This window comes from Enterovibrio baiacu, assembly GCF_004120195.1.
Lineage (GTDB): Bacteria > Pseudomonadota > Gammaproteobacteria > Enterobacterales > Vibrionaceae > Enterovibrio > Enterovibrio baiacui.
Window position 1 is genome coordinate 84,984 of sequence record NZ_SCHN01000015.1, and the last position, 13,325, is coordinate 98,308.

13 protein-coding genes are annotated in these 13,325 nt (G+C 48.5%); 7 read left to right on the top strand and 6 right to left on the bottom strand.

From position 1 onward, the window contains the following. Nucleotides 1-91: 91 nt before the first annotated feature. A complete protein-coding gene (locus tag EQP46_RS16960; RefSeq protein WP_017010730.1) occupies nt 92-565 on the top strand; it encodes an NYN domain-containing protein in 474 nt (157 codons plus the stop codon). Nucleotides 566-640: 75 nt separating this feature from the next. Here EQP46_RS16960 and EQP46_RS16965 read toward each other — a convergent pair whose 3' ends face one another. Continuing rightward, nucleotides 641-1,984, bottom strand: coding sequence for a TldD/PmbA family protein (locus EQP46_RS16965; RefSeq protein WP_129494766.1), 1,344 nt, complete (start codon nt 1,982-1,984; stop codon nt 641-643). Next, nucleotides 1,984-3,369, bottom strand: coding sequence for a TldD/PmbA family protein (locus EQP46_RS16970; RefSeq protein ID WP_129494767.1), 1,386 nt, complete (start codon nt 3,367-3,369; stop codon nt 1,984-1,986). Before EQP46_RS16970 ends, EQP46_RS16965 begins: the two co-directional genes overlap by 1 nt. 403 nt (nt 3,370-3,772) lie before the next feature. Between EQP46_RS16970 and EQP46_RS16975 the strand changes: the two genes are divergently transcribed. The 3 genes from EQP46_RS16975 to EQP46_RS16985 all read left to right on the top strand — a co-directional run bounded on the left by EQP46_RS16975 (nt 3,773) and on the right by EQP46_RS16985 (nt 5,854). Continuing rightward, nucleotides 3,773-4,756 (top strand): CobW family GTP-binding protein, encoded by a 984-nt coding sequence (locus EQP46_RS16975; protein ID WP_129494768.1) that lies wholly within the window; start codon nt 3,773-3,775, stop codon nt 4,754-4,756. Nucleotides 4,757-4,813: 57 nt separating this feature from the next. Then, nucleotides 4,814-5,215, top strand: a complete 402-nt coding sequence (locus EQP46_RS16980) for a DUF1801 domain-containing protein (protein WP_129494769.1) — start codon at nt 4,814-4,816, stop codon at nt 5,213-5,215. A 141-nt stretch (nt 5,216-5,356) separates the two neighbouring features. Further along, the gene (locus tag EQP46_RS16985; RefSeq protein WP_129494770.1) at nt 5,357-5,854 is read left to right on the top strand and encodes a hypothetical protein; all 498 of its coding nucleotides are present in this window, start codon (nt 5,357-5,359) and stop codon (nt 5,852-5,854) included. Here the strand turns inward: EQP46_RS16985 and EQP46_RS16990 are convergent, their stop codons facing one another. Continuing rightward, nucleotides 5,855-6,136, bottom strand: a complete 282-nt coding sequence (locus EQP46_RS16990) for a hypothetical protein (protein ID WP_129494835.1) — start codon at nt 6,134-6,136, stop codon at nt 5,855-5,857. 310 nt (nt 6,137-6,446) lie between these two features. On the opposite strand from EQP46_RS16990, the gene EQP46_RS16995 reads away from it, so the two are divergent. Beyond that, nucleotides 6,447-6,869 carry a GFA family protein gene (locus EQP46_RS16995; protein ID WP_129494771.1) on the top strand — a complete coding sequence of 141 codons (423 nt, stop codon included), beginning with the start codon at nt 6,447-6,449 and terminating at the stop codon, nt 6,867-6,869. Between the two features lie 84 nt (nt 6,870-6,953). Here the strand turns inward: EQP46_RS16995 and EQP46_RS17000 are convergent, their stop codons facing one another. From EQP46_RS17000 to dgcN, 3 genes are all read right to left on the bottom strand, one after another. Further along, on the bottom strand, nt 6,954-8,087 hold the full coding sequence (locus EQP46_RS17000) for an acyl-CoA desaturase (RefSeq protein ID WP_129494772.1): 1,134 nt from the start codon (nt 8,085-8,087) through the stop codon (nt 6,954-6,956). A gap of 184 nt (nt 8,088-8,271) precedes the next feature. Next, complete coding sequence (locus EQP46_RS17005; protein WP_129494773.1) at nt 8,272-9,210, bottom strand: enolase C-terminal domain-like protein; 939 nt, start codon at nt 9,208-9,210, stop codon at nt 8,272-8,274. Continuing rightward, complete coding sequence (gene dgcN, locus EQP46_RS17010; RefSeq protein WP_129494774.1) at nt 9,207-10,226, bottom strand: N-acetyltransferase DgcN; 1,020 nt, start codon at nt 10,224-10,226, stop codon at nt 9,207-9,209. Before dgcN ends, EQP46_RS17005 begins: the two co-directional genes overlap by 4 nt. 399 nt (nt 10,227-10,625) lie before the next feature. Between dgcN and EQP46_RS17015 the strand changes: the two genes are divergently transcribed. Continuing rightward, nucleotides 10,626-11,543, top strand: a complete 918-nt coding sequence (locus EQP46_RS17015) for a LysR substrate-binding domain-containing protein (RefSeq protein ID WP_129494775.1) — start codon at nt 10,626-10,628, stop codon at nt 11,541-11,543. Nucleotides 11,544-11,734: 191 nt separating this feature from the next. Continuing rightward, complete coding sequence (locus EQP46_RS17020) at nt 11,735-13,318, top strand: hypothetical protein (protein ID WP_129494776.1); 1,584 nt, start codon at nt 11,735-11,737, stop codon at nt 13,316-13,318. Nucleotides 13,319-13,325: the final 7 nt, after the last annotated feature.

Consider the following 13,325-nt stretch of genomic DNA (forward strand, 5'->3'; position numbering starts at 1 on the left):
ATTGAAAATAGTGAGTGTGTAGCGTTAGTTTCACCGTGTATGAATGTGGTATGCTCCGCGCGTATTTATTGATGTTAGGTAGGGGAATCTTTTGAAGAAAATCGCTGTTTTTGCCGATGTACAAAACGTGTATTACACCACTCGGCAGGCGTATGGTCGTCAATTCAACTACCGAGGTTTGTGGAAAAAGCTGGAAGGCATGGGCGAGGTCGTTTCAGCGACTGCTTATGCGATCCGTCGCGATGATGATCAGCAAATCAAGTTCCAAGATGCACTGCGTCATATTGGATTTGATGTGAAGCTGAAGCCTTACATACAACGCAGCGACGGCAGTACAAAAGGCGACTGGGATGTTGGCATCGCGATCGATGTACTTGATGCAGCACCTTACGTTGACATGGTTGTGCTTCTTTCTGGCGACGGTGATTTCGACTTGTTGATGGAAAAGGTGAAGACAGGTTATGGCAAAGAATCTGTCGTTTTTGGCGTGCCAATGCTGACGGCGAATTCTCTGGTGAACAGTGTTGATCGCTTCATTCCCATCGAAGAAGACATGCTGCTCTAGCGCCATTGCTGGTGAGTATCGTTGACATAATAAAAGAGCCCGAAGGCTCTTTTTTGTTTATGTGCTGAATGCCGTCTATTTGCCAGCAATGTTCAGTCGCGCAAAGCGAATTAATGGCGAGAAGAAATGGCCGTCATAGTTCGGAACAACTGTGTTTCCAACCGCGTCGATTTCTTTGATCATGGTATAGAAATTACCTGCAACGGTAATGCCGCGAACAGGTTTGAGGCGCTTACCATCACGACACAAGAAACCGCTCGCACCAAATGAGAACTCACCGCTGATCGCGTCAGCACCAGAATGCACGCCCTGAAGCTCGACAAGCTCGAGGTATTCACCCGCAGTGACTTCCGCTTCGCTGCTTTTTCCTGCACCAATCACATCATGGCGCGAGGTAACGCTGAGCGTGCCTTTTGCCGAACGCCCAGCATTCGCAGTCGGTGCGACGCCAAAGTGTGCCGCTGTAGCCGAGTTATGGAGTAAGCCAACGAGCTTGCCATCTTCAATCAAAGACGTATCACCCGTGGCAAAACCTTCACCATCCCACGCTTTAATGGCGTGACCACCCGGCATATAGGCAACGTCTTTGAACGTAAGCAGTGGGCTGGCGACTTGCTCACCCACTTTTTCACGCCAAGGGTTAATGCCGCGTTTAGCCGATTCACCAGAGAAGCAGCTGCCAAACGCGCCAAGCACTTCATTCAATGCATTTTGTTCAAAGATCACCGAGTACTGGCCTGTCGCGATAGGTTCACCTTCCAACAAGGCTTCTGCCATGTTGTAGGCATCTCGGATCACGCGATCGGCTTCTAGACCATCGAAGGTACGTGCGACCGATGCCGCGACGTGCATGGCTTGCTTTTCGTTGTGATCAAGCAGTGCGGCAGTGTAACAACTCAAGGTGCGTTCTTGGTGTGAACAGCGGGTGCCAAGTGTATTCCCTAACAACAGAATGGAACTGCTTTCGCTGTAGCCATTGTAAGGTGCAGATTTCGCCAACGGCTTTTCACGGATCTGGCTTTCAAGCGACAAGGCCAGTTCAATTTTCTGCTCTGGCGTGGCGTTGTCTTGCTGGTAAATCTCAGGTTGCTCAGTACGCAGAGTTAACCCTTCAGCGCGGATTTTTTGAAACGCATCTTTCTTGGTGTAACTCGCATTCGTCAGCGCTTGGTTCACCATTTGCGAAAGGCTTTCTGGCTCTAGAGACTCCGAGTAGCTAATCGCAACGTGCTCGTCTTTAATCACGCGCACGCCAATCACTTGGCTGGCTGTTACCTTGTATTCAGATAATTCACCTTGGTCTGATTTCAAGCTGAAACTTTCGCTACTCGAAGCAATGACATCTGCTGTAGCGCCTTGCTTGGTGGCAAGCTCAAGGACTTGCTCTAGGGCATTTTCTAGGTTGTTCAGTTCACTCATTAGCTGCCACCTCCCACAAGAATGTTATCGACCTTCAGTGCGGGTTGACCCACTGTTGTCGGCACAGAACCACTGACTGAACCACACATGCCTGCAGCCAACGCAAAGTCTTTGCCGACCATGCTGATTTCTTTCAGCACTTTAGGACCGGTGCTGATAAGCGTTGCAGATTTCAGTGGTTTGGTGACTTTGCCCTCTTCAATCAAATAGGCTTCTTGCACTGCGAAGTTGAATTCGCCTGTTCCTGGTTGCACAGAACCGCCGCCCATTTTCTTCGCGTAGATACCGCGTTCAATGCCAGAGATCATGTCATCAAACTCGGCGTCGCCAGCTTCGATGTAAGTGTTACGCATGCGTGAGGTTGGCGCATATTTGTAGGATTCACGACGACCTGAGCCAGTGCGCTCATAGCCGGTTTTTAAACCGCCCATGTGGTCAACCATAAAGCCCGTCAGCTTGCCGTCTTTAATCAGCTGTGTATGTTGGGTTTCCATGCCTTCATCATCAATGTTGATGGAACCCCATTCGTTGGTCAGAAGGCCATTGTCTACTGCGTTCACAACAGGGTTGGCGATCATCTCCCCCATTTTGTCGTGGAAGACCGAGGCTTTTTTCGCCACAGATGTGGTTTCAAGCAAGTGGCCACAGGCTTCATGGAAGATAACGCCACCGAAGCCATTACCGATAACAACGGGCATTTCACCCGATGGACACGCGCTCGCGCCGAGTTTAATCAGTGCTTGTTTTGCCGCCATTTCGCCAAGAGCTTCAGGGTCGACGCTAGCGTTAAACTCCCACCCAGACAACATGCCCGGTGCTTCGTAGCCTGTTGATTGCTCAGACCCCAGGGTGGCAACCACAGACGAGGCAATTCGCGTGTAATGACGAGTGTCTTGAATGTGTAAGCCTGTTGAGTTGAAAATTTCAATGTGTTGTTCACGTTGTGCAATGCGTCCAATCACTTGAGAAATCTTGTCGCTTTCTGAGCGCGCTTTTGCATCGACACGCTTCAAAAAGGCGATTTTCTCCTCGACGCGGTTATCGACGGAAAAAGGCATCGTCGCTGGGTGACGATCTGCATTCATGATCAGGTTTATTGCACCCGCATTGGCGATTTGGTCGCGTTTATCTTTCGCGCAGAGCAGGGTAGTGACGCGCTTTAGTTTTTCTTCATCCTGACTGTTGGTGTAGCCATAAAGCACTTTATGACCAAAAAACAGGCGGATGCCAATCCCAAAATCAATACCAGAGTTCACTTTGTCGACGTCGCCGGACAGCACTTCTACGCTGCCTGAATGGTGACGCTCTACAAAGAGCTCCGCAAAATCTGCACCAAGGAACAGCGCATGATCAATCACCGCTTTGGCAGTGTTCGGATTTAACATTCCTTCCTCCTTTATATACCCAAGTACCTTCGCAGTGCTTGGGTATCCAGAATTGGCTCTTTTTCTAGCCCTAACACTTTCAGAGTATCAGGTCGGTAAACGAGCACCAATATTCTTTACCTTTTAGTGATATAGGATTAAACAATCGATGCTTTTTTGATGGTTTTACAACCAAAAATCACAGGTATATTTAATTGAGTTACAGCATTTACATGCCATGGGTGATAGTGCGTCGTTATGTGCGTAAACAGATGGCGAATGAAAACATTCGCGAGTTCTGTGCCTTTCACAAAGAATCAGACCACAAAAATCGCTTTTATCCCATCAACAGCCTGATACACTTCTGCCATCCCGCATTTTTGATAGCGCGCTCAGACGCGTACTCGGTACATGGAAATAGACAATGGCTGAAAAACTGACGAAACAAGTCCCTACCAACATCATCACGGGCTTTCTGGGTGTTGGGAAAACCACCGCGATTTTAAACCTCCTCAAACAAAAACCTGCAGATGAAAACTGGGCTGTATTGGTGAATGAGTTTGGAGAAGTTGGCGTTGATGGCGCGTTTCTCAGTGAACAAGGCGCCTTGGTCAAAGAAGTGCCGGGCGGCTGCATGTGCTGTGTGGCTGGCTTACCTATGGCTATCGGCATTAATGCGTTGTTGGCGCAAAACCCTGACCGCCTATTGATTGAACCTACAGGGCTCGGTCATCCAAAAGACATCATCGGTAAATTGCTTTCTGAGCATTACGAAAACTACATTGCGCTGAATGCGACGATTACCTTGGTCGATCCGCGTAACTTTGCTGATGAGAAGTACACGACAAACCAGAACTTCCAAGATCAGATCGCCTTGGCCGATGTGGTAGTCGCGAACAAAATCGACATGTGCACCGAGCAAGATCGCGCAGCATTTGATGACTACGTACGTGCGTCTGAGATTCCAAAACTGGCATTAGGGTACGTGGAACAAGGCCAACTTGATCCTGCTTGGTTGATGCTGCCGCGTGTTAACCGTGATGCGCAATTTGGTCACCATCACTCGCATGACGATGATGAAATGCCTGCTTTTGAGCTTGAGCCGGGAGAGACATTCCGACGCAAAGAAAACAAAGGGCAAGGGTATGTCAGTTGTGGTTGGATCTTTGAACCGACGACCGTTTTCCCGTTTGATGCTTTGTATGGATTGTTTGCGAACTTAAACGCTGAACGCGTTAAAGCGGTCATGAAAACAGACGATGGGATGTTTGCCTTTAACGTCGTTAACCAAATGGTCACGGTCAATCCTGTGAGTCTTGACGGTGTTGAATCACGTGTTGAAGTGATTGATAAAAACCCATTACCGTGGGATGAACTCGAAGATATTCTGCTTTCCTTCATCGCATAGACTTTCTTGCCCCAAATACCCAATTGGGGCATTCACGCTGACGTGGAGAACACTCGGATGTTGCCAGAAATTCAAAGCAAGATAGCGACATATCCAGAGGATGCCAAAGCCCACTTTTCTGCGTTAGAAGCGTTGATTTTTGACGTGGCTGAATCATTAGGCAAGTGCGTTGAAGAAAGCGTGAAGTGGGAGGAAGCAAGTTACTCAGTGAAAGGGGGAACCGCTATTCGAGTCGATTGGAAAGCATGCTCACCCGAATCGCTGTGTATGTTCTTTAACTGCAAAACCTTACTGATCGAAACGTTCAAAGAAGTCTTGCCTGATGCCTTTGAATATCAAGGTAATCGAGAGTTACGCATCCCTCTTCATTCCCCCATTCCTATTGAACCGCTTCGCATTTGTATTGCCGCCGCGCTGACCTATCAATCACGTAAACATGAGCCTTTACTCGGTTTGTAAGTCGAGACCACAAATATTGCATTGAATGCCTAATAAAATGTGCATTACGGCATATTTATGGGCTTTTCTTTTGCGCCAATTCGTCGGTGTCGGAATAATTCAAACCATAATAATTATGACATTGGCTCGAAAAGGTTAACCATGCTTACTCGCTTTAGCTATGCCTATGGAAGTACGCTCTACGTACAAATTTGGAATGACAGACTGCGTATTCTTGATGGAAAAACGGGGAATACGTTTGATGAATCACCACTGGTTGCTTGGCACGCTGACAAACCTTGGCGAAAACGCTTTGCTGGGTTTGGTGATGATGTAAAAACGTTGGATGAAAGACACCTTATCAAAAACCCTTTTGATCATCCTCGTAGCTTGATTGCTGATATCGACACGGGCGCAATTTTACTGCGCTGCGCAATGACCAGCTTGATTCAGCGAAACTTCTTTACCAGTCGGATTCAGGTGATCTTGCACCCCATGGAATGCGTAGAAGGCGGCTTAACGTCGGTTGAGCAGAAAGCCTTCAAAACCATGGCGCATGATGCGGGTGTGAGTGATGTATTTCTCTATTGGGGGGAGCCACTAGAAGCCCACCAACTCAATGTTGATGGACTGTCGACACCGCACTTGCAGCAGGGATGATTACGCGGGAAGAATGTTGTTTCTCACCAATCCACGGCGCACATTTGTGCAGAGTTTGCCGAAGCGTCGAATCTCATCGAAGTTAGGATCGACACCACGATCCATTGCGGATTCCCAGTAAGACAATTCGCTGTCTACGAGTTCCAGAAGCTTTTTGGGGCATCCGATACAAGAATTGTCTGGGCCGCAGACAAACGTATCAGATTCATACAAGGGTAATTCCTGTTTTACCTGCTCAATGATGAGTTTCATGGCGTCCATGCGAGTCGGTTTTTTGGCCATCATTTCTGCCTCACTCACAAGAAGTCGTTGATTCTATGCCTGCCCCTAAAAAATGTCGATAGGGTCGCAAAATAAGGCGCTGTTCCTGCTGTGGCGTTATGTGGACGCTTTGTCTCAAATGCCTTCTTACTGTGAACTGTGAACCGTGAAGCTGGCCACTATCGGTCATCACATAAAATCTACTGTCGAGTGATGGTTTCAACTGCCCTGGTTGTTTTGTATGGTGGTGTACAGGATGAGGTTCTGTCTGTGCTGCAGCTGAACGTGTTTATTGAGTGTACAGCCTTAATGCAGGAAAAGGAGAATTAACATGGGAGAGAGAGCATTCCCCTATAAAGGACAATGCCTGTGCGGACAGATTAGGTATGAAGTGGCAGTGATAGAGCCAGCGATGGGACATTGCCATTGCACGATGTGCCGAAAATTTCATGGTGCTGCATTTGCTACCTTAGGCGAGGCAAAAGCTGAGAATTTCCGGTTCACGTCAGGTGAAGAGAAGTTAAAGGTCTATCAAGCTGAAAACGGCACCAAGCGAACGTTTTGTGAGGATTGCGGCTCCAGTTTATTGTTTGAGGCTTCAAACAGTGACGGTAGCTTGGTTGAGTTTTCACTTGGCACGCTGGATAGCGACATTGCATTGAAACCGGATGCGCACATCTTTACCCAGTATAAAGCCCAGTGGCAAGACATCACCGATGATTTACCCATTTTCCCTGAAGGGCGAAATACCTAACGCCTAATACTTACTGGAGATGACATCTGGGCTTTAAACGAAAAAAGGCAGCGAGGGCTGCCTTTTTGGTTTCGTGGAATCAGTTTACGCGTAGCTTGCCGTGAGGGTTTGCCAGTTGCGTTTTTGCTGATGGAATTCAGATTTTAGAATTTGAAGTTGTTGAACCAAGATTGCCGCTTCATATTTCTTCAAAAGATTTTTCTTCTTCATATCAATCAAACGCTTTTTCGCTTCGTAATAGTCACTCATGCGAGCAACGAGCGCTTCATATTCTTGTTCGATGATCTGCACGCGGTATGAGCCATTCGGGCTCACACTCAAACGCGCTTGAATGTTTTTTAGCAGCATGGTGGCGCGAGCCTTTTCAATGCGGTCGGGCGGGGTAATGCGAAGTTTCTTCGTGAGACCTAACCAGCTGCCCGCTTTGATCAACCATTTGGTGGGATCGAACTGCCACCAGTAAATGCCGTTGCGGTAGTCATTTTCAAAAATATGGTGGAAGTTATGGTAGCCCTCACCAAAGGTCAAAAATGCCAGGAATCCGTTGTCACGCGCAGAGTTCTTTTCTGTGTACGGACGTGTTCCCCAAATGTGCGCCAGCGAATTGATAAAGAAGGTGCAGTGATGGTTTAGCACGAGGCGTGTAAAACCAATCAGGATGATGGCACCCCATAAATCACCGTGGATAAGGCCAAAGGCAATGGGCACACCAAAGTTCATGATAAACACGAGCGGTAGGTAGTATTTATGCTGCCACATCACGATTTTGTCTTTCTGTAAATCGCGGCAGTTTGAGTAATCTGAGTAACGGTGCTGTTGGTATTCACGCAGCATCCAACCAATGTGTGAGTACCAAAAGCCACGGCCTGCTGAATAAGGATCGACCTCGTTATCATCAACATGACGGTGATGAACGCGGTGGTCTGAAGACCAATGAAGGATGCTGTTTTGAAGCGCGTAAGCCCCGCCAAGCGCGAAGATAAATTTGAGAGCAGGGTGCGCTTCGTAAGTTTTGTGAGACCAGAGACGGTGATAACCCGCGGTAATAGACATACCGCTAAACGTGAACCCGACGAGCAACATGGCGATTTGCGCCCAATCGAATCCGTGATACCAAGCCCATAGAGGCGTGCCAATTGCGGCGACTGCGAATGTGACAACAAACACCGAAAGGTTCAGCCAAATGATTGGCGGTTTTTCTTTTTGATTTGATTCCATTTTAAATATCAAAATTCCAGCGTACACATGTACGCTAGAATAGTGGTCACTGGATGGGGGGTCAAGATGGCTGTTAACAATTTGTCTCAATTTCGCAGAGAATTGTGAGCACACGATAAGCATCAAAAAAAAGAGTGTAATGAATCACGCTCATTTCACTCTTTTTCGCACATTCCAACGTCAACTATCGTAAGACGATTTGTCCACTTTCATACGTTAAGCCATTTTCGACATCGTCTTTGATTAATGCGGCACCATCTAAATCAACCAGCACTGCGTGAGAGGCGATAGGAAGCCCCGCGCGCATTGCGATGGAACTTCCTAGCATGCAACCGACCATTACCTGCATGCCATGCTCTCTCGCGACACGCTCTAATTCAAACGCGCTGGTTAATCCGCCTGTTTTATCGAGCTTGATGTTTACCATCTGGTATTTGCCAACAAGATTGACCACGTCGTCCGCAGTATGGCAGCTTTCATCCGCGCAAAGGGGGATGGGGCTGCTGATTTCTGTGAGTACGTCATCCTGTCCAGCTGGAAGCGGTTGTTCAATCATCGCGATGTTCAATGGCGCTATCTGCTTAATGGTTTGTGGGATGTCTAATGGTCCCCATGCTTCATTGGCATCGACAATGAGAATGGCACCTGGTGCTTCGGCACGCACCGCTTGAAGGCGTTCAACAACAAGATCCGCATTCAGTTTCACTTTGATCAGCGTTGCACCTTGCGCAATGTACTGGCGTGTTTCTTCGGCCATCTCTTCTGGCGATGCAATAGAGACGGTCATCGCAGTGGTGATGGTATCTGGCAAATCGAAGTTGGCCGGAAAAGTGGGTTGCTCAAGTTGCCACAAGGCACAATCTAGCGCATTGCGCGCCGCACCGGGTGGCAAAAGGTGCATTAACGTCGTACGGTCAAAATCAGTACCTTGCAGTGATTCGATTTGCGCAATCACGCTGTCAAAGTTTTCACCGTATCGACCTGTTGGCGAACATTCCCCAATGCCTGTCTTGCCATCTTTTTCGACCGTGATTTGCAACACTTCCGCTTCCGTTCGTGAACCACGTGAAATCGTAAAGGCGCGCTTTAACTGGTAGGCGACAACATTTGCAGTAATGTTCATGCATTTTCCTCAAACACGCTGATGAGGTTATCAACAATGTTTTCCACGCCGAATCTCACCGGATCTGTCGCGGGCAGATTAAATTCTTCTGTCACTTCTTTAAGGTAGCTGATCGCGTCTTCTTCGCTCAGTGATGATGTATTGATGGCGATGCCCACAAAGCGAAGGTTTGGATTGGTCAAAGGGCCCAAACGCATTGCTAGCGACATTATGTCTTCCATTTTCGGCATAGGCACATGGGGCATGTGGCGGATGTGCTCTCGGTTAACTTCATGACAAAGCACCAACGCATCCGGCTGTGCGCCATGTAACAAGCCCATGGTTACGCCAGAGAATGCGGGGTTTAGCAACGAACCTTGCCCTTCAATCAACTGCCAATGTTCAGGGGCACAATCCGGAGAAATGGATTCCACAGCACCAGCAATGAAATCAGAAATCACAGCGTCAACGGCGATACCGCTGCCTTCAATCAAAATACCGGTTTGGCCTGTTGCGCAGAACGAGGTAGACAGATCGCGGGCTTTCATGGCTTTTTCAAGCGCAAGGGTGGTAAACATTTTGCCGACAGAGCAATCGGTGCCGATGGTCAACAGGCGCTTTCCTGAGCGCTTAACACCGGAGCCAACATCGAGCTTCTGTTTTGAATGACGTAAATCGAACAGTTCAACACCGGCTTTTTGTGCCGCATCGACAATCGCAGGGACATCGGTTAAGCGCTGGTGCAAACCCGACGCCACATGCATGCCTTTTTCAATGGCCGAGACAATCAAAGGGATCCAGCTTTCTGCCAGTACGCCACCTGCATTGGCTGTGCCGAGTACAAAGGTTTTCGCGCCATGCGCTATGGCTGTGTCGATGTCCATGTCAGGCAGGCCAAGTGACGGCACATCTTCATTGAGGCGCATTTGGCCGATGCATTTCTCAGGACGCCAGTAGTGAATGCCGCGCGCCGTTTTAATGGCCAATGGATCCTTGTTGTCGCCAAGCATAAGCATGTAGGGGGCTGGAATGTTCATAGGTCTCCTTTCTACCTCAATCTTTAACGTCGTCGATGTGGCAATGCGCGATGGCGCAGTGGGGTCACGATCAACGATGTGAATGTCCATAATTCAACGTGATGTACTCACTATAGGGTTCAATTGGCTTGGTGATAAATGCCGTTTTCGATACGGTGATGCATAATCGGTATGGAAAGTGACCAATAACGTGATCATTCCCAAGTTTGTACCCTGATGAAATGCAACTTTATCGATATACTGACGTTGTTCGAAGCGCTCGGAGGGCCTCAGAGCGTCCACTTCATCGTTAAATTCCTGTGAAATAGAACGACTATTCCTACAATAATTTGCCTTGAATTGAACACTCTGACATCGAGCATCTTCAGGTTGTTTGGGTATATACAAGGACAAGTGGCAATGAACCTAGAGACAAAATGGCTGGAAGATTTTCTCGAGTTGGCGGAAACGCGAAACTTTTCTGCGGCTGCAGTGCGTCGAAATGTCACTCAACCCGCGTTCAGTCGTCGCATTCGCATGTTGGAACGCAGCGTGGGCGCGGAGCTTGTTGATCGCGGTCAGACGCCGATTGCCTTGACCGAAAGTGGGCGCGTCTTCCGCGTAACAGCGCGAACCTTGATGAACCAGATTGCGGAGAGCGTTGGTCAAATTTCGGCGCTGAATAATTCGGACGGACGGATCGTGCGCTTGGCGTCTGCCCATTCTTTAGCGCTGAATCTGACGCTGGCAATTCAAACCCAGCTATCGAACCAAGCTGACATGCCTATGCTGAGTGTGGAAGCCATGAATGTTGATGAAGCCGTTGATGCGCTCAAAGAGGGCGAGTGCGACATCTTGTTCGCTTTTGATAATGAACACATGAAGCTTCCTCCCTTCGAACATATCCCGGTTGGCGTAGCTGAACTGCTTCCTGTTTGCAGTAAGCATGACGATGGAACACCGCGCTTTTCCCTCACGCGACGATCTGTGCTCTCCAATGACGAGGATGTGCCTCCAACGCCTTGGCTGGCCTACAGCCCAACGTCTTACATGGGGCGACAAACAGAATCAGTGCGACACGAAGTGATCGTCGAGCCTGTTTTCCTGTCGTCTATGGTCGACATGCTTAAAGCGCAAGCATTGTTGGGAAATGGTGTCGCGTGGTTACCTGATTTTTCTGTGCAAAAAGAAATAGAAGAAGGGGCCTTGGTGGTGATTGGCGAACCCTACTTGATCCGCAATGTTGCTTACTTTGCGTACCGCTATCAGGCGAGGCTGCATCCCTCGGGTGAAAAAGTATGGAAGGCATTAAAAAGTTTATCGAATACAGAGGCGTAACTTTCTAATGTAACTCATGTGCTTAACGCGAAGTGGAAAAGAAAGTCAGTGCGGATTACAAATTCTCATAAAGGAAACTGCTATATTTTTTGAACGTGCTGCCGATACATACCGTGTCGATAGATAGCCATCCTTAATCGCTCTTCGACACCACGTTTTCCTTTTCCGATTTGTTTGACGCTGGGGGTGTCATGCTAGTGAAAGAACCCATCCCGAATTTCGTCAAAGCCATGGGGCATCGCGTCGTTGCGTACATTTTGAACGTGACCGAATCTGAAGCGCGTCAGGTTCTGCAGAATCAATATCGCTTGTCTGCAAAGCAGCAAGATACCTTTGTTTCCTACATTCAATTGTGCCGCCAAATGCGTGCCGTTGCTTTGTCACAGGGTGATATTGAGCAATCCTTCTTTCATCGAATTCCACATGTGTTGCAGAACGGCAAACACATATTTTCTGTTTGGCGAAACCAGAATGATGGCTTTCAGCCGAGCGTCAGCATCAATGATCCACTGGCTAAGAGCTTGGCGGCCGTGGCCACTGAGCTGTACCCGTTGTTTCTTGTCAAAGCGGGAACAAAACCGCACCTTTTCTATCGTGCATCGGGTTATCTGAGTGCTGCGATTGCTCAGTTACCGGGTCACAAAGCACTGTATCGTCACATCCTTGAAGATCTCTCTTTCGAGCGCGTGTTTGAAACCATCAGCAATGAACCGAGTGAAACGCTGGGGCACTATGTCGATTCCAAAGGGAAGCGTGGTGTGATCACGCTTTCCTCGCTGCCGTCTGCCATTTTGATCAACAGCTATGATTTGATGCGCATTCGTGGGCCCATGTCAGACAGCATTTTTGTCGAAACCGTGCTTGAAATGCTAGAGATTGCCCGCAGTGTTGCCGACGGCGAGGTGGCACAAATCCCGCTATTCGTTGGATTCAGAAATGCGGCGCTGGTGGATTTGGATGAACTCGATACCAAGTGGGGGACAATCCGCCGCTATACACCGTCGATCGCCGAATACACGCTGCATTTGCCAAGTCTGATGGCGAAGCGCAAAGACAGTGGCTTCATGCTCGAATCTGGTTATGCCTACGCCATTAACAGCGGTGATCTGCTTGAAGATGATGATTGGCCAGATGATGTGCTTGAAGCGGATAATGAGAAGGTCTCGACCGAACTCAATATCACCTTGTGTTTGGCCATGTGTTTTCTGAACGATTCACCGCCGTTTGTTGCGCCTGAATGGGTGTGGCATGTAGATCCTTTCTCTCTGGAAGGAGCGAAGGAAAATGTCGATACCGTGAAAGAAGCGGACGAGCCGGTTCAAATCACAACGCGCGTATTGGACGACGTTGAAAACTGGAGCCTGTTGCTTGAAGACACCGATTCGACAGGGATCCGCTTGGCGTTTAGCCGTCTTTTTAGTGCCGCTCGCCAGCCTTCACGTCTTGATGGATTGCTTGATGCCATGGTCGCGCTACGCAATATTTTTGGTGCAGGCAGCAATGCCGACGACGTGCCAAAAGCGGTTGAGGCCTTAGTGTCAGGTGATGCCGATGAAGCCGCGCAGCTTGCGCATGAATTGGCTGATGATTGGAATCAAATACTACAAGGCGATGCTTGGTGGGATGCGGAAGAAATTCGTGAGAAAACCATGTTGTGTATTTCTTTGTGCCTCACCTGTTTGCACCATCTGTATTTGAAGATGCCAACACTGGTAAGCGACCCCGATAGATTGGCGAAAATTGTCAGCAAAACCAAGGGTGATATTGCCTGTTAGAATCGGG

Coding starts and splice junctions, on each gene's coding strand:
- EQP46_RS16965 (WP_129494766.1), bottom strand. CDS start 1,984: ATGAGTGAACTGAACAACCTAGAAAATGCCCTAGAGCAAGTCCTTGAG.
- EQP46_RS16970 (WP_129494767.1), bottom strand. CDS start 3,369: ATGTTAAATCCGAACACTGCCAAAGCGGTGATTGATCATGCGCTGTTC.
- EQP46_RS16975 (WP_129494768.1), top strand. CDS start 3,773: ATGGCTGAAAAACTGACGAAACAAGTCCCTACCAACATCATCACGGGC.
- EQP46_RS16980 (WP_129494769.1), top strand. CDS start 4,814: ATGTTGCCAGAAATTCAAAGCAAGATAGCGACATATCCAGAGGATGCC.
- EQP46_RS16985 (WP_129494770.1), top strand. CDS start 5,357: ATGCTTACTCGCTTTAGCTATGCCTATGGAAGTACGCTCTACGTACAA.
- EQP46_RS16990 (WP_129494835.1), bottom strand. CDS start 6,136: ATGGCCAAAAAACCGACTCGCATGGACGCCATGAAACTCATCATTGAG.
- EQP46_RS16995 (WP_129494771.1), top strand. CDS start 6,447: ATGGGAGAGAGAGCATTCCCCTATAAAGGACAATGCCTGTGCGGACAG.
- EQP46_RS17000 (WP_129494772.1), bottom strand. CDS start 8,087: ATGGAATCAAATCAAAAAGAAAAACCGCCAATCATTTGGCTGAACCTT.
- EQP46_RS17005 (WP_129494773.1), bottom strand. CDS start 9,210: ATGAACATTACTGCAAATGTTGTCGCCTACCAGTTAAAGCGCGCCTTT.
- dgcN (WP_129494774.1), bottom strand. CDS start 10,226: ATGAACATTCCAGCCCCCTACATGCTTATGCTTGGCGACAACAAGGAT.
- EQP46_RS17015 (WP_129494775.1), top strand. CDS start 10,626: ATGAACCTAGAGACAAAATGGCTGGAAGATTTTCTCGAGTTGGCGGAA.
- EQP46_RS17020 (WP_129494776.1), top strand. CDS start 11,735: ATGCTAGTGAAAGAACCCATCCCGAATTTCGTCAAAGCCATGGGGCAT.